The sequence below is a fragment of the Cyclonatronum proteinivorum genome, assembly GCF_003353065.1.
Classification (GTDB): Bacteria; Bacteroidota; Rhodothermia; order Balneolales; family Cyclonatronaceae; genus Cyclonatronum; species Cyclonatronum proteinivorum.
In genome coordinates, this window is sequence record NZ_CP027806.1 from 1,252,940 (window position 1) to 1,269,108 (window position 16,169).

General features: G+C 47.2%; 12 protein-coding genes and 5 tRNA genes. All 17 read left to right on the forward strand.

Annotated features, from left to right (window positions below; translation table 11 throughout):
• Positions 1–58: 58 nt before the first annotated feature.
• A complete protein-coding gene (gene queA, locus CYPRO_RS04975) occupies positions 59–1,105 on the forward strand; it encodes a tRNA preQ1(34) S-adenosylmethionine ribosyltransferase-isomerase QueA (protein WP_114983567.1) in 1,047 nt (348 codons plus the stop codon).
• A 7-nt stretch (positions 1,106–1,112) separates the two neighbouring features.
• Complete coding sequence (ispD, locus tag CYPRO_RS16835) at positions 1,113–2,282, forward strand: 2-C-methyl-D-erythritol 4-phosphate cytidylyltransferase (RefSeq protein ID WP_124245529.1); 1,170 nt, start codon at positions 1,113–1,115, stop codon at positions 2,280–2,282.
• Positions 2,283–2,357: 75 nt separating this feature from the next.
• Positions 2,358–2,963 (forward strand): DedA family protein, encoded by a 606-nt coding sequence (locus CYPRO_RS04985; protein WP_164682551.1) that lies wholly within the window; start codon positions 2,358–2,360, stop codon positions 2,961–2,963.
• 37 nt (positions 2,964–3,000) lie between these two features.
• Positions 3,001–3,072, forward strand: a tRNA-Thr gene (locus tag CYPRO_RS04990).
• Between the two features lie 26 nt (positions 3,073–3,098).
• Positions 3,099–3,181 (forward strand) — tRNA-Tyr (locus CYPRO_RS04995).
• Between the two features lie 10 nt (positions 3,182–3,191).
• A tRNA-Gly gene (locus CYPRO_RS05000) sits at positions 3,192–3,267 on the forward strand.
• 10 nt (positions 3,268–3,277) lie between these two features.
• A tRNA-Thr gene (locus tag CYPRO_RS05005) sits at positions 3,278–3,349 on the forward strand.
• A 74-nt stretch (positions 3,350–3,423) separates the two neighbouring features.
• The gene (tuf, locus tag CYPRO_RS05010; RefSeq protein ID WP_114983388.1) at positions 3,424–4,611 is read left to right on the forward strand and encodes an elongation factor Tu; all 1,188 of its coding nucleotides are present in this window, start codon (positions 3,424–3,426) and stop codon (positions 4,609–4,611) included.
• Positions 4,612–4,633: 22 nt separating this feature from the next.
• Positions 4,634–4,706 (forward strand) — tRNA-Trp (locus CYPRO_RS05015).
• 21 nt (positions 4,707–4,727) lie between these two features.
• Positions 4,728–4,910: a preprotein translocase subunit SecE gene (gene secE, locus CYPRO_RS05020; protein ID WP_114983570.1), complete on the forward strand. Its 183-nt coding sequence runs from the start codon at positions 4,728–4,730 to the stop codon at positions 4,908–4,910.
• Complete coding sequence (nusG, locus tag CYPRO_RS05025) at positions 4,907–5,470, forward strand: transcription termination/antitermination protein NusG (protein WP_114983571.1); 564 nt, start codon at positions 4,907–4,909, stop codon at positions 5,468–5,470. Before secE ends, nusG begins: the two co-directional genes overlap by 4 nt.
• Before the next feature lie 85 nt (positions 5,471–5,555).
• Positions 5,556–5,987 carry a 50S ribosomal protein L11 gene (gene rplK, locus CYPRO_RS05030; protein ID WP_114983572.1) on the forward strand — a complete coding sequence of 144 codons (432 nt, stop codon included), beginning with the start codon at positions 5,556–5,558 and terminating at the stop codon, positions 5,985–5,987.
• A gap of 23 nt (positions 5,988–6,010) precedes the next feature.
• Positions 6,011–6,706 carry a 50S ribosomal protein L1 gene (gene rplA, locus CYPRO_RS05035; protein ID WP_114983573.1) on the forward strand — a complete coding sequence of 232 codons (696 nt, stop codon included), beginning with the start codon at positions 6,011–6,013 and terminating at the stop codon, positions 6,704–6,706.
• Positions 6,707–6,728: 22 nt separating this feature from the next.
• Positions 6,729–7,250: a 50S ribosomal protein L10 gene (gene rplJ, locus CYPRO_RS05040; RefSeq protein WP_114983574.1), complete on the forward strand. Its 522-nt coding sequence runs from the start codon at positions 6,729–6,731 to the stop codon at positions 7,248–7,250.
• Positions 7,251–7,288: 38 nt separating this feature from the next.
• Complete coding sequence (gene rplL / locus CYPRO_RS05045) at positions 7,289–7,666, forward strand: 50S ribosomal protein L7/L12 (RefSeq protein ID WP_114983575.1); 378 nt, start codon at positions 7,289–7,291, stop codon at positions 7,664–7,666.
• Between the two features lie 160 nt (positions 7,667–7,826).
• Positions 7,827–11,657, forward strand: coding sequence for a DNA-directed RNA polymerase subunit beta (gene rpoB / locus CYPRO_RS05050; RefSeq protein ID WP_240644841.1), 3,831 nt, complete (start codon positions 7,827–7,829; stop codon positions 11,655–11,657).
• 68 nt (positions 11,658–11,725) lie between these two features.
• On the forward strand, positions 11,726–16,015 hold the full coding sequence (rpoC, locus tag CYPRO_RS05055; RefSeq protein WP_114983576.1) for a DNA-directed RNA polymerase subunit beta': 4,290 nt from the start codon (positions 11,726–11,728) through the stop codon (positions 16,013–16,015).
• The last annotated feature ends 154 nt before the right edge of the window (positions 16,016–16,169 follow it).

Genomic DNA, 16,169 nt, shown 5'->3' on the forward strand with positions numbered 1-16,169 from the left:
AATATCAAATTGTACGTCGTTATTCATACGTGCAAGCACATCAAATTATCAAACGCCAATGAAGCTTACCGATTTTAAGTACGAAACAGAGGGTCTTAATATTCCTGAATTCGGTGTTGAACCACGCGATTCAGCAAAATTAATGGTTATCGACCGCGCGAACAAGACGATTACCCACGAAGTTTTCTCCAATATTCATAAGTATTTTGAAAAAGGGGATTGTCTCGTCTACAACAACACAAAGGTTTTTCCGGCAAGGCTCAAAGGGCGCAAGGAAAAAACAGATGCATATATAGAAGTATTTCTTCTTCGGGAGCTTCAGCCGGAAAATATGTTATGGGATGTTCTTGTAGAACCAGCCCGTAAAATCAGAATCGGGAATAAGCTTTATTTCGGAGATGAGCTCGTTGCTGAAGTTGTTGACAATACTACTTCAAGGGGACGTACGATCCGCTTTCTATATGACGGTCCAAACGAAGAGCTCTATGAAAAGCTTGATGCTGTGGGTGAGATGCCTATGCCGCCTTATATCAAGAGAGAACCTGTACTCGAGGATAAAGACCGTTATCAGACCATATTTGCCAAGGAGCGGGGCGCAGTAGCAGCACCAACGGCAACCATGCACTTCACCCCGGAGCTTGTGGATAAGCTCACGCAGAAAGGTGTAATTATGGCACCGGTAACCCTGCACATCGGTTGGGGTACGTTCCGGGCCGTAGAGGTAGAAGACCTAACCAAGCACCGTATGGATTCGGAGTACTTTTTTATCCCTGAAGAAAGCGCGGAGCTTATCAATCAGGTCAGAACCAGTAAAACCAATAAGGTGGTAGCCGGTGGTACAACCGCTGTTCGGGCAATTGAAAGCAGTATTACAGCGAGCGGTTTGCTTAAGCCAACCGTAGGCTGGACAGACAAATTTATTTATCCGCCTTACGATTTCAAGCTCACGGAAGGACTGATCACAAACTTTCATCAGCCTGAGAGTACACTATTAATGCTTGCTGCAGCTTTTTGTGAATTTGACTTCTTAATGCACGCTTATGAAGAGGCCCGTAAGCACGATTACAGGTTTTTCTCCTTCGGTGATGCCATGATCATAATCTGACGCACTGGTGCAAAAACTGAATCTTGCAGTTGTATTACCGGCGGCAGGTCTGGGTACAAGAATGGGCTATTCTGTGCCCAAGGTCTATCTTACAATTGGCGGCAAGACCATCATGGAGCACACGCTTCGGGTGTTCTTAAAGCTTGATTTTGTATCCCGGATTTTTGTTCCCGTTTCCCCGGAAATGATGGAAAGGGCTGAGGAAATCGTTTCAGCACTGAATTCGGAGAGAATAACGCTCGTTGAAGGCGGCTCCGAGCGCCTGTATTCGATCAGCAATGCGCTTTCCCTAATAGAAGACGAGGAACTAACCGCCGTTCACGACATGGTCAGACCTCTGGTAAGCACGTCTGATATTCTTAAAGTTACCCTTGCAGCACAACATAGCGGTGCCGCCATCCTGGTTACGCCCAGTGATAATACGCTCAAAAGAGTTGATGGGGAACAGCAGATAACAGGCACGGCAGATCGCAAAGAAATCTGGCAGGCTCAAACACCTCAGGTATTTCGCACATCATTACTGAAAGAAGCGTATCAGCAGGCTCTGGACAATAACGTTTTTGGCACGGATGACGCCTCACTGGTAGAGCGTACAGGCGTTAAGGTATCAGCTGTTGAAGGAGAGCGTACAAACATTAAAATCACGAGAAAAGAAGATCTCGACTATGCAGCTTTCATCATGAAGAAAAATCAAAACAAGCCTTTCCGTATAGGGTTCGGTTATGATACGCACCGCTTAAAAGCCGGTCGTGCACTAATTTTGGGCGGAGTAAACATACCGTTCGAGAAAGGCCTGGACGGACATTCCGATGCTGACGTACTGATTCACGCGATAATTGATGCCATGTTCGGAGCCCTTGCACTCGGTGATATTGGCAGCCACTTCCCCGATACGGATCCGGCCTTTAAGGGCGCGGACAGCCGAGAGCTTTTACGCGAAGCAAATAAACGTATTGAGCAGGAAGGCTACGAAATCGGAAATGTTGATGCTACCATTGTGGCCGAGAAACCCAAACTACGCCAATATATTGATCAAATGCGGGAGCTGATCGCCCTTGATCTTGGAACTGATGCAGACTACATCTCTGTTAAAGCCACAACTTCAGAACGCATAGGATTTGTTGGGCGTCAGGAAGGAATGAGTGCAAGCAGCGTCGTTCTTCTGACAAAAAAATAAACAGAGCCGAATTTTCCCACATTAATGGAGCAACACTTATTAGACATCGTTGAATGGATTCGGCTCCAGCCTATTTTGGGTATATACCTTATTCTGGCTCTGATAGCATATTTGGAAAACGTAGTGCCGCCGATACCGGGAGATATACTTGTTGTATTTGGCGGATACCTTGCGTCCGAAGCCATAATCAGCTTCTGGCTTGTTGTTGTACTCACCTCAGTTGGCTCCGTCCTCGGATTTATGACGATGTACTATTTCGGATACCTGGTTGGGGATGAGATCAGGACACAGCGCACCCGCTTTTGGTTTTTGAAATATTTTGACGGGGAATACCTTGATAAAGCAGAACAGTGGATGTATCGATGGGGACAAGGGGTTGTGCTGGCAAACCGATTCCTTGCAGGTGCCCGCTCCATCATTAGTATAATGGCAGGCGTTACGCGTCTTAATCCTCGGAAAACAGCTACTTATGCGCTTGCAGGTGCTTTTGCCTGGAATGTAATTCTGATTGGGGCCGGTTGGCTGATCGGAGATAACTGGCCTGCCATTGAGCGCTACCTGAATCTTTACGGGGGCTTAATTTTGTCTTTAATCGCCGCTTATTTGGTTTTCCTTGGCGTGCGGTATGCGTTCAGAAAATGGCGTAGCAGAGATGCAAAAAATAATGTTGACAATAATTGATTTCTTCTCTAAATTTGAAGTCTGCAACAAAATGATTGCTGGCGTAGCTCAGGGGTAGAGCAGCGGTTTTGTAAACCGCCGGTCGTAGGTTCAAATCCTATCGCCAGCTCAGTTCTTAAATTTACTGACACAAATGGGGAGATACCAAAGTGGCCAACTGGGGCAGACTGTAAATCTGTTGTCTTTCGACTTCGCAGGTTCGAATCCTGCTCTCCCCACCCCATATTTGCGGGAGTAACTCAACTGGTAGAGTGTCAGCCTTCCAAGCTGAATGTTGCGGGTTCGAGCCCCGTCTCCCGCTCCATAAATATTAAGCCGCTATAGCTCAGGGGTAGAGCACTTCCATGGTAAGGAAGGGGTCCTCGGTTCAATTCCGAGTAGCGGCTCTTTTAGTGTCAGTAAAACTACACTCACTCATTACAAACAATCCTATCCTAATCTATAAACCGGGACTAAACTGATGGCAAAAGAAACGTTTTCACGCAATAAGCCACACGTTAATATTGGTACGATTGGTCACGTTGACCACGGCAAGACTACGCTTACCGCAGCGATTACCAAAGTGATGTCAGCTACCTACGGCGGTAGCGCCAAAGCTTTCGACGAAATTGACAACGCTCCCGAAGAGCGCGAGCGCGGTATCACCATCGCAACCGCTCACGTAGAGTATGAAACAGGAAACCGTCACTACGCACACGTTGACTGTCCCGGTCACGCTGACTATGTGAAGAACATGGTTACCGGTGCGGCTCAGATGGACGGCGCGATTATCGTAGTTGCTGCCACCGACGGCCCCATGCCACAGACCCGCGAGCACATCCTACTTGCCCGTCAGGTTGGCGTACCTTACCTCGTAGTATTCATGAACAAGGTTGACCTTGTTGATGATGAAGAACTTCTCGAGCTCGTTGAGCTTGAAGTTCGTGAGCTGCTCTCCAGCTACGAATTCCCCGGCGATGACATTCCTGTTATTCAGGGTTCTGCCCTGGGCGCGCTGAACGGCGATGCACAGTGGGAAGCCAAAGTAGTTGAGCTGATGGAAGCTGTTGACACTTACATCCCTGCACCTGAGCGTGATGTTGACAAGCCGTTCCTGATGCCGGTTGAGGACGTATTCTCTATCACCGGTCGTGGTACTGTAGCTACCGGTCGTATTGAGCGCGGTGTTATCAAACTCAACGAAGAGATTGACATCGTAGGGATCAACGAAGACAAAATGAAGTCAGTCGTTACCGGTATCGAGATGTTCCGCAAGCTTCTGCCCGAAGGACAGGCCGGTGACAATGCAGGTCTTCTGCTGCGTGGTATCAACAAAGATCAGATCGTTCGCGGGATGGTACTTTGTAAGCCCAACAGCGTGAAGCCGCACAAGAAATTCACCTGTGAGGTGTACATCCTGAGCAAAGAGGAAGGCGGTCGTCATACCCCGTTCTTCAAAGGCTACCGTCCGCAGTTCTATTTCCGTACGACCGACGTAACCGGTATCTGCGAGCTTCCTGAAGGCGTAGAGATGGTAATGCCGGGCGACAACGTGAACCTGACTGTTGACCTGATTCAGCCCATTGCTATGGAAGACGGACTTCGTTTCGCGATCCGCGAAGGCGGCCGTACCGTTGGTGCTGGCGTCGTAGCTAAAATTCTTGACTAAGAACCATCAGAGGAATTAGCGTACGGGCGTAGCTCAATTGGTAGAGTGTCGGTCTCCAAAACCGGTGGTTGGGGGTTCGAGTCCCTCCGCCCGTGCTATTATAAGATTAAATCATTATGAGCAAAGTTAAAAATTTCTCTGAAGGCGTCAGGAAAGAGTGGAATAAAATATCCTGGCCTACTTTAAAAGAGCTTCAAGACAACACCACAGTCGTGGTGTTGTTTTCTATTATATTGTCCCTGTTCATTTTCTTTATAGATCAGATTTACACGAAAGCACTTGAGTTTATTTTTGGATGACAGATCAAAACGACATACAATGGTACGTCATCAGGTGCTTTTCTGGTCATGAAAAAAAGGTAAAGGAAGCACTGCTCGAACGCTTTCGCGAAGACGGTGCAATTGATAAGGTAGAACAGGTACTCATCCCTACTGAGACGGTAATAGAAATCCGTAACGGCAAAAAAAGGCAGCGGGAGAAAAACTTTTTCCCCGGTTACATCATGTTTCAAGGCGTTTATGATGAATCTATCAATGACATTGTATCCGGTACTGCTTCTGTTATTGGATTTTTAAAGGGTGGTAAGAATCAAAATAAACCGACGCCACTTCAGGAAAGCGAAGTTAACCGAATTCTCGGTAAAGTAACCAAGGATAAAGAAGCAGTAGCTGGAGGCGGTTTGGTTGAGATTCCGTTCCGGAAAGGGGACCTCATCAAAATTACAGATGGGCCTTTTGTCAATTATGACGGTACGGTTGAAGAAGTTTATCCCGATCGTATGAAGTTGATCGTGCACGTAAGCATTTTCGGGCGCAAAACCCCGGTTGAAGTTGACGTAAATCAGGTAGAGCCTGATTAAAAAAGCTCATAGAAATTAATCATAGCATTGAAATTAAGGGCCTGCTACTTAAAGGTCAGGTAAATCAAAACAGCATTCTTCGATTATGGCTAAGAAAATTGACAAAGTAATCAAACTCCAGATTAAGGCCGGTCAGGCAAACCCTGCACCCCCGGTAGGACCCGCTTTAGGACAGGCAGGGGTCAACATTATGGAGTTTTGCAAGGCCTTCAACGCAAGAACACAGGACAAGATGGGTACCGTTACCCCGGTGGTTATTACGGTCTTTACTGACAAATCATTTACATTTGTTACGAAGACACCACCAGCGCCAGTTCTGCTTAAGAAAGCGGCCAATATACAGAGCGGTTCAGGTGAACCTAACCGTATTAAAGTCGCAACCGTAACCTTCTCCCAGTGCCGGGAAATCGCCGAGCAGAAGCTTCCTGACCTCAACGCATACGACGTAGAGTCAGCTGCCGAGATGATCGCCGGTACAGCACGCAGCATGGGTCTAAGAGTAGACCGCAGTAAGTAATTCTAACATTCTACCTCAGAGTAATGTCGAAAAAAGGAAAAAAATACAACGAAGCTGCCTCTTTGATAGAAGCAGGCAAAGAGTACAGCCTTGAAGAAGCTGCTGAGTTAATTGGCAAAACTTCACTGGTGAACTTTGACGCTTCCGTAGATATTGACGTTCGCCTGGGTGTTGATCCTCGTCAAGCCGACCAAATGGTAAGGGGTAATGTATCTCTTCCTCATGGTGTTGGTAAAGATGTGCGCGTACTTGCTCTTGTAAATCCTGCAAAGCAGGAAGAAGCAAAGCAGGCAGGTGCCGATCACGTTGGTCTTGACGAATACATTGAAAAGCTTGAATCAGGATGGTCTGATATCGATGTAATCGTTGCCACACCCGATGTAATGGGTAAGCTTGGTAAGCTTGGGCGTTTTTTAGGTCCGAGAGGCCTTATGCCCAACCCCAAAAGCGGAACTGTTACGATGGAACCAGGTAAAGCAATTAAAGAAGTGAAAGCCGGAAAGATTGACTTCCGTGTTGATAAATACGGGATTCTACACACTTCAATTGGTAAAGCGAGTTTCAGCCCCGATAAGCTTGTTGATAACGCCAAAGCGTTTATTAATACCGTAATCAAGCTTCGTCCGGCTTCAGCTAAAGGTACTTACGTTAAAAGTATTTATTTGAGTACTACAATGGGGCCGAGTATAACGATTAACCGAACAGTTGCTGTAAAGTAACTTTCCAAAATTAAAGCTTATTATGGCAACATTAGCTCAGAAAAAAGTAGCAGCAAAAGAAATTTTGGAGGTTCTAAAGGAATCTGACGCGGTTTATCTGGCCGAATACACAGGTATGACCGTAGCTGAAGTCAGCAACCTTCGCCGTGAATTCAAGAAAGACGGAATAACCTACAAAGTGTTTAAGAACACTATGGTTAAGCGGGCGATGGATGAAGTTGGCGGATATGAGGATGTTTATCCTTATTTGGAAAATCAGACTGCATTTATGTTTGCATCCGGTAATCCATCCAAACCTGCCAAAATTCTCAAAGAATACCTCAAATCAAATAAAAAGCCACTTTTCAAGGCCGCTTATATTGATGGCGTAGTATATGGTGAATCAGAATTGGATGCTTTATCAAGCATGAAGTCCAAGGAAGAAGTCATCGGCGACATCATGGGCTTGCTCATGGCTCCGATTACAAACGTAGTTGGCGCGCTTCAGGCACAAGGTGGCAATATTGTTGGCGCATTGAAAACAATCGCCGAAAAAGAAAATTAAAATCACGTTACTAAAAAAACAACAATCGGAGTTAAACAATGGCTGACGTTAAATCATTAGCAGAACAATTAGTTAACCTCACCATCAAGGAAGCCAACGAACTGGCTACCGTTCTCGAAGAAGAGTACGGTATCAAACCAGCTGCCGCTGCTGTTGCAGTTGCAGGCCCTGCAGCCGGCGGTGATGGTCCGGCGGAAGAAGAGCAAACAGAATTCACAGTTGTACTCAAAGAAGCCGGTGCTAAGAAAATCGGTGTTATTAAAGAAGTAAGAGCTGTAACCGGTCTCGGTCTTAAAGAAGCCAAAGATCTTGTTGACGGTGCCCCAAGCAACGTTAAAGAAGGTGTCAGCAAAGATGAAGCTGAGCAACTCAAGGCTAAACTCGAAGAGGCTGGTGCTACTGTAGAATTAAAATAATAATTCCACATAGCGTTATTTATTACCCAATAGCCAAGCCCGCAAGGGTTTTGGCTATTGGTGTCTGATTAATACATGCTTGTTGTAGCAGGAAATTGCATTACAACGGGCTTGTATTTTTGTGTTTAATTTATACCCATCAACAAACCGTGAGGTATCCTTGAGTAGAGAGACCAACATTCTGCCGTTCACGAACAGAGTCACGTTCGCGAAAACCAAAAAGGTGCTCGATTACCCCGATTTTCTTGATATCCAGATTGCTTCATTCCACAGATTCACACAATGGAATATCGCGCCGGATGACAGAGAAGAAGTAGGCTTGCAGCGAATTTTTAATGAACATTTTCCAATTACCAATTCCAGGGAGCAAAACATCCTGGAGTTCCTTTATTACAGTATTGATACTCCAAAATACAACATAGAGGAATGTGTTGACCGCGGCCTTACTTTTTCCGTCCCGCTAAAAGCCAAGCTCCGCTTATCTTCTATCGATCAGAGCGATGAAGCCTCCGAAACTATCGAACAGGAAGTTTTTCTTGGTGAACTGCCATGGATGACAGATCGCGGGACTTTCGTAATTAATGGTGCTGAGCGCGTCATAGTTAGTCAGTTGCACCGTTCTCCGGGCGTGTTTTTTGGCATGTCCATGCACCCAAACGGCACACACCTTTACTCTGCCAGAATTATCCCTTTCAAAGGTTCATGGATTGAATTTACAACAGATATCCGTGATGTGTTATGGGCATATATTGATCGCAAGAAAAAGCTTCCGCTTACAACATTGCTGCGTGCGCTCGGTTTTTCCAGCGATTTCGATATCCTCAGTCTCTTTGATCTTTCTGAAGAAGTTTCAATCAAATCCCGCAAATCCTTCGGGAAAGTTATTGGAAAGCGACTTGCTACTGATATTTATCAGGAGGTAGTACAGGAAATTGTTGATGATGAAACCGGTGAAGTAACAGAGGCTGTTACGCGGGAAGTTAAGCTTGCACGTGAAAAAGAGCTGGAAGATGTTGACTATGAAATCCTGAAAGAGCTGGATATCAAGTCTGTTCACGTCCTTAAAATTTCCCAGGAAGACGCTGATCGTTCTGTCGTTATCAATACGCTTCGTAAGGATACTTCAACAGATCAGGAAAGCGCGCTTGCAGAAGTATACCGTCAGATCAGAACCGGTGAAATGCCTGATATCGAAACCGGTAAGGCTGTTATTGAGAGACTCTTCTTCAGCGATAAAAAATACGATCTTGGTGAGGTTGGTCGCTACCGCCTGAACAAGCGACTCAAGATTGACGAATCCCTGGATATCCGGGTTCTCACCATCAATGATATCATCTGCATTATCAAAGAACTTATCCGACTCAAGAATATGAAGTCGGTTGTGGATGATATTGATCACCTGAGTAACCGTCGGGTGAGAACGGTAGGTGAGCAGCTTGCACAGCAGTTTGGCCTTGGCCTGGCCCGTATGGCAAGAACCATTCGCGAGCGCATGAATTCCCGCGATGCTGAGCAGTTTACCCCACAGGATCTTGTTAATGCGCGGACCATTTCCAGCGTAATTAACACTTTCTTTGGCACGAATCAGCTTTCGCAGTTTATGGATCAGACCAATCCGCTGGCTGAGCTTACGCACAAGCGCAGGATGTCAGCTCTCGGACCTGGTGGTCTAACGCGTGAGCGTGCAGGCTTTGAGGTTCGTGACGTGCACTATACGCACTACGGCCGGCTCTGCCCGATCGAAACGCCGGAAGGCCCCAATATTGGTCTGATTTCGTCCTTATGCGTGCATGCCAAAGTGAATGATTTCGGTTTCATCGAAACCCCTTACCGCAAAGTTGCTAACGGAGTTGTAACCGAAAAGGTTGAATACCTTGCAGCTGAGCAGGAAGATGAAACAATCATTGCTCAGGCAAACGCTACGCTTACTGATGAATCTACGTTTGCTTACGAAGAAATATTCTCCCGATTCAGAGACAGCAACGTAGGTTTGGCTTCTCCTGATCAGGTTGAATACATGGACGTTGCACCAAATCAGATTACTTCTGTAGCGGCCTCGATGATTCCATTCATTGAGCATGATGATGCAAACCGTGCGCTCATGGGATCCAACATGCAGCGTCAGGGTGTACCTTTGCTGCGCCCTGAGAAGCCCATCGTGGGAACCGGCATGGAATATCGTGCAGCCAAAGACTCCCGCGCCATCATTTGTGCGGAAGGCAATGGCGAAGTTGTCTATGTTTCAGCAACTGAAATCAGAATACGGTACGACCGCACTGAACAGGAAAACTATGCCTATTTCGATGATGGCGTTGTTTCCTACCCCCTGCGTAAGTTTGAGCGCACCAATCAGGATACCTGTGCCAATCAGCGTCCTATCGTGAAAGTCGGGGACACCGTAACCAACGGAACCCCGATTGCTGATGGTTGCGCAACCAACGACGGTGAGCTTGCGCTTGGCCGTAACCTCCTCGTGGCATTTATGCCGTGGCGCGGCTACAACTTTGAAGATGCTATTGTTGTAAGCGAGCGCGTCGTTTCCGAAGATATTTACACATCTATCCACATTTCAGAATTCGAGCAGCAGGTACGTGATACCAAGCGCGGTGAGGAAGAGCTCACAAGTGAAATTCCGAATGTGAGTGAAGAAGCAACCCGTAACCTGGATGAAAATGGCGTAATCCGGGTTGGTGCCAAAATTAAGCCGGGCGACATTATTGTAGGTAAAATTACCCCTAAAGGTGAAAGTGACCCAACACCGGAAGAAAAGCTACTCCGCGCCATTTTCGGCGACAAAGCCGGTGATGTTAAGGATGCTTCACTCAAAACGCCTCCGGGTGTTTCCGGGGTAGTGATTGGTACCAAAATGTTCAGCCGTAAAAAAGAAGAGCAGCTTTCACGCAAAGAAGAAAAAGAACTTGTTGAGCGTGAAAATCAGCGTTTGGCTGAAAAAGTAGCTAAACTCAACACCGAGTGGGCTGCCCGCATGTACCGCTTACTGAAGGACAAAACTTCACCGGGTATCGTTGATGTACTTGGAATCGAGATTCTGCCAAAAGGTGATAAATACCGCAAGCAGATGTTCGATGACATTGCCGAGCCACTTTCTGTGAAAGCCAGACAATCCTGGTGTACGGATGATGAAGTAAACCGTCTCGTTGCCGTATTATTCGACAACTACACCGAGTTACGCCGTCGCTACGAGTCTGAAGCCAAGCGGAACAAGTATCAGATTCAGGTAGGTGATGAACTGCCCGCTGGTATTGTCAAAAAAGCCAAGGTTTACGTTGCGAAAAAACGCAAGCTTCAGGTTGGTGACAAAATGGCCGGACGACACGGAAATAAAGGTGTTGTTGCGAAAGTGGTGCCTGTGGAAGATATGCCGTTCCTCGAAGACGGATCTCCGGTCGATATTGTACTGAATCCGCTGGGCGTACCTTCAAGGATGAATCTCGGTCAGATTTACGAAACCATTCTTGGCTGGGCCGGCAGAAAGCTGGGTGTTACATTTGCAACGCCTATTTTTGATGGCGCCAAATATGATGACGTTCAGCATTGGCTGGGTGAAGCCGGCTTGCCAACTGACGGCCGTACCTATCTTTATGACGGCCGTACAGGAGAGCGTTTCGCCCAAAAAACAACGGTCGGAATCATGTACATCATGAAACTGAATCACCTTGTTCAGGACAAAATGCACTCCCGCTCTATCGGGCCCTACTCCCTTATTACGCAGCAGCCACTTGGTGGTAAAGCTCAGTTTGGCGGTCAGCGACTTGGAGAGATGGAAGTTTGGGCGCTGTATGCTTATGGCGCAGCCAACATCCTGAAGGAAATGCTTACGGTCAAGAGCGACGACGTAAAAGGCCGCTCTAAAGTATACGAGGCGATTGTTAAGGGTGAAAACCTGCCTGATGGCAACACACCGGAATCATTCAATGTGTTGCTCAAAGAGCTGCAGGGGCTGGGGCTCGAGGTTACCATTGAGCAATAAGCCTGCAAAGCCGAATAAGGATATCATCCTACCGAGTTTAACGATTAATTCATAACGGAGGTGGAACTTTGTCACATACTGTAAGCGACACCGTTTCCAAAGATTTCAAGTCAATTAAAATTTCCCTGGCGTCGGCAGAAACTATTCTGTCCCGATCCAGAGGAGAAGTACTTACACCTGAAACCATTAATTATCGTACGTTCAAGCCGGAAATGAATGGCTTGTTCTGTGAGAAAATTTTTGGCCCGGTCAAAGACTGGGAGTGCCACTGCGGTAAATACAAGCGCATTCGGTACAAGGGTATTATATGCGACCGCTGCGGGGTTGAAGTAACCCGTAAAGCAGTGCGCCGTGAGCGTATGGGGCACCTGAGTTTGTGTGTACCCGTAGTTCATATCTGGTACTTCAAGTCACTGCCTAACAAAGTAGCTTATCTGTTGGGCCTTTCATCCAAAAACCTGGATAAAATTGTTTATTACGAAAATTTCGTAGTAATCAATCCGGGCATGGCGCGTGATCTTGGTTACAAGTATGGCGACATGATTACCGAAGAAGAGTACTTCGATATCATGCGTCAGCTTCCCGAAGAGCACAGCGAACTTGATGATGACGATTCAGATAAGTTCAGTGCCAAGATGGGGGCAGAAGCTGTTGAAGCTATGCTGGCCAACATCGATCTGGAAAAGGATATTTACAAATACCGCGAGCAGGCGAAAAATGAAACGTCAATGCTCCGGAAAAAGAAAACGCTGAAGCGCCTTCAGGTGCTTGAGGCTTTCAGAGCGGCGAATAAATCTATTTCCAACCGTCCGGAGTGGATGGTGATGCGGGTTATCCCCGTTATCCCGCCCGAACTTCGTCCGCTTGTTCCGCTTGAAGGGGGTCGCTTTGCAACATCCGACCTGAACGACCTGTACCGCAGGGTCATCATTCGTAACAATCGTCTGAAGCGTCTCATTGACATCAAAGCGCCGGATGTAATTCTGCGCAATGAAAAACGCATGCTTCAGGAAGCTGTTGACTCTCTCTTTGATAATTCACGCAAGACGAATGCGGTCCGTAATAACAACCGGCCCCTGAAGTCGCTCAGCGATATGCTCAAAGGTAAAGGCGGTCGTTTCCGTCAGAACCTTCTGGGCAAGCGTGTTGACTATTCCGGTCGTTCGGTGATTGTGGTGGGTCCGGAACTGAAAATGCATCAGTGCGGTCTGCCGAAAGAAATGGCCATTGAGCTTTATAAGCCGTTTGTAATCCGACGCCTGATTGAGCGCGGATACGTTAAAACGGTGAAGAGCGCCAAAAAAATGGTTGACCGTCGGGACGAGGTTATCTGGGATGTTCTTGAAAATGTGATTAAAGGACACCCCGTATTGCTCAACCGTGCACCGACCCTGCACCGTCTTGGTATTCAGGCATTTCAGCCGATACTGATTGAGCACAAAGCCATTCAGCTCCATCCCCTTGCCTGTACCGCGTTCAACGCTGACTTCGACGGCGATCAGATGGCTGTTCACCTTCCGCTGAGCAATGACGCTATTCTTGAAGCGTCTGTACTCATGCTGGGTGCGCACAACATTCTGAACCCTGCAAGTGGCGGACCTATCACCGTACCATCTCAGGATATGATTTTGGGTCTGTACTACATGACAAAAGTAGGCCCAAGCTCAGAAACCGATGAGAAAACATTTGCTTCACCTGATGAAGTCGTCGTGGCTTTTGATCAGGATAAGCTGAATCTTCATAACCGCATCAAGGTCAGATTACGTGCCGGTATAGACGGTGTTGAAGAAAATGAAGTAATTGCGACAACCGCTGGCCGGGTACTCTTTAATGAAATCATCCCGAATGAGATTGGTTTCAAAAACCTGACGTTCGGCAAAAAAGAGCTCCGCATTCTTATCGGTGAGGTGTTCAACGCTGTAGGTACGGCAAGAACCGCACAATTCCTGGACGACATGAAGTATCTCGGGTTCGAAAATGCAACCCGTGGTGGTCTTTCCTTCAGTCTCGAAGATATTGTAATCCCTGAAACCAAGGCTGAACTTATCGAAAAGGCACAGCATGAAGTGCGTATGATTCAGGATCGCTATGATAACGGTTTCATTACCGACAATGAGCGTTACAATCAGGTTATCGATAAGTGGACAAGCACAACGAACCGCGTATCGGAAACGCTGTTCAATGCGCTGGCAAATGATAAGCAGGGTTTCAACTCTGTATTCATGATGGCTGACTCCGGCGCACGTGGTTCGAAAGAACAAATCAGGCAGCTTGGTGGTATGCGTGGTCTGATGGCGAAGCCGCAAAAGAGTTCACTCGAGTCATCTGGAAGCGAAGTTATTGAAACGCCTATTCTTTCTTCCTTTAAGGAAGGTCTCACGGTTCTCGAATACTTTATTTCCACACACGGTGCCCGTAAGGGTCTTGCAGATACGGCGCTTAAAACAGCTGACGCCGGATATCTTACCCGCCGTCTTGTGGATGTATCGCAGGATGTTGTCGTAACCGAGCACGATTGTGGTACCCTTCGCGGCATCCGGATTTCCGCCCTTAAGGATAACGAGGACATTGTTGAAAGCCTTGAAGACCGTATCGTTGGCCGGACTTCAATGCATGATATCTACGATCCTTTGACGGATGAGCTTCTCGTACGCTCTAATCAGCTCATCACCGAGCACATTGCGCGTCAGATTGCGCAAACTTCCATCGAAGAAGTTGAAATCCGTTCGGTGCTTACCTGTGAGTCATCCCGTGGTGTTTGCTCGATGTGCTATGGCCGTGACCTTACACGTGGCAAGCTTGTTCAGACCGGTGAAGCCGTTGGTGTAATTGCTGCGCAGTCAATCGGGGAACCGGGTACACAGCTTACGCTGCGTACGTTCCACGTTGGTGGTACTGCCGCGCGTCTTGAAGCGGAATCGCAGCACAAAGCTAAATTTAACGGTAAAGTTGAGTTTGATAACCTTCGCGTGGTTGATTACAACGACGGCGAAGAAGAAGTCAGCGTTGTACTGAGCCGTGGTAGCGAAATCAAAATCGTTGATGAAACCGGAAAAGTGCTCAACACGCATACGGTTCCCTACGGTTCTGAAATGCTTGTCGAAGATGGCGATATGGTCATGAAAGGACAACCGCTTTGTAAGTGGGACCCGTACAATGCCCGTATTTATTCCGAAATGAACGGAACCGTTACGTTCAAAGATATTATCGATGATGTAACGGCGACGGATGAAAGTGATGCCCAAACCGGATTTAAGGAAAAGGTAATCATCGACAGTAAAGACCGTACGCTGGTACCGACCCTTATCATCAACGACGGAACCCGTGATAAAGAAATTCCGCTGCCGGTACGTACCCACATTGTTGTCGATGACGGTGACAGTGTTGCAGCGGGGCAGGTTATCGCGAAAATTCCGCGTAAGGCGGCTAAGTCGAAGGATATCACGGCAGGTCTGCCACGGGTTACCGAGCTGTTTGAAGCCCGTCCGCCAAGCGATCCCGCTACCGTATCTGAGATTGACGGTATCGTTAAGTTTGGAAACCGGAAACGGGGTTCGCAGGAAATCATCGTAACAAGTAAAGACGGTGTGGATCAGCGCACGTATCTGATTCCGCTCTCCAAGCACATTCTTGTTCAGGAAAACGATTTCGTGACAGCCGGACAGCCGATGTCAGAAGGCGCAATTCTGCCACAGGATATTCTGAATATTCTCGGGCCGTTTGCTGTACAGTCGTACATTGTAAACGAGATTCAGGAAGTTTACCGCCTGCAGGGTGTTAAAATCAATGATAAGCACATCGAGATCATTGTACGCACGATGATGCAGAAAGTGGAGATTACCGAACCCGGTGATACCATGTATCTCGAGGGCGACAAAGTGGACCGCTTCGAAGTTGCACGCACCAACGACAGCCTGATCGGTAAGTTCGTGGTTACGGATGCCGGCGGTTCTGATCTGACGTTGGGTACGCTGCTCACCCGCCGCGAAGTGCGTGAGATTAACTCACAGCTTATCAAAGAGGATAAACCAGAGATGGAAGTTCGCGAGGCTGAATCAGCGATTTCGCGTCCGATACTGCTCGGTATTACCCGCGCGGCGCTTTCAACTGACAGCTGGCTCTCAGCGGCATCTTTCCAGGAAACGACGAAAGTGCTAACGTCTGCAGCAGTTGAAGGAAAATCAGATTATCTGCTTGGCCTTAAAGAAAATGTTGTGGTCGGACACCGCGTACCAGCTGGTACAGGTATGCGTACCTATCAAAACCTTATTGTGGGTCCTATGCAAACGCATACGGAATCAAGTGAGGCTGAAGAGAGAAGCAAGTCAATCGCTGATATTCTTCGCTCCGAAAACTAACAGCTCCCTGTTAGCTGTAGCTTAGTTATAAGCCCCGATACTCTCGTTAGTGTCGGGGCTTTTTTTTATTTTCAAACAACGGGTTTCAATGGCAATCAGCTTTCTGAATCCTGATAAATAAATAGTTTTAGATCAATAGCATAGCGTTAGTATT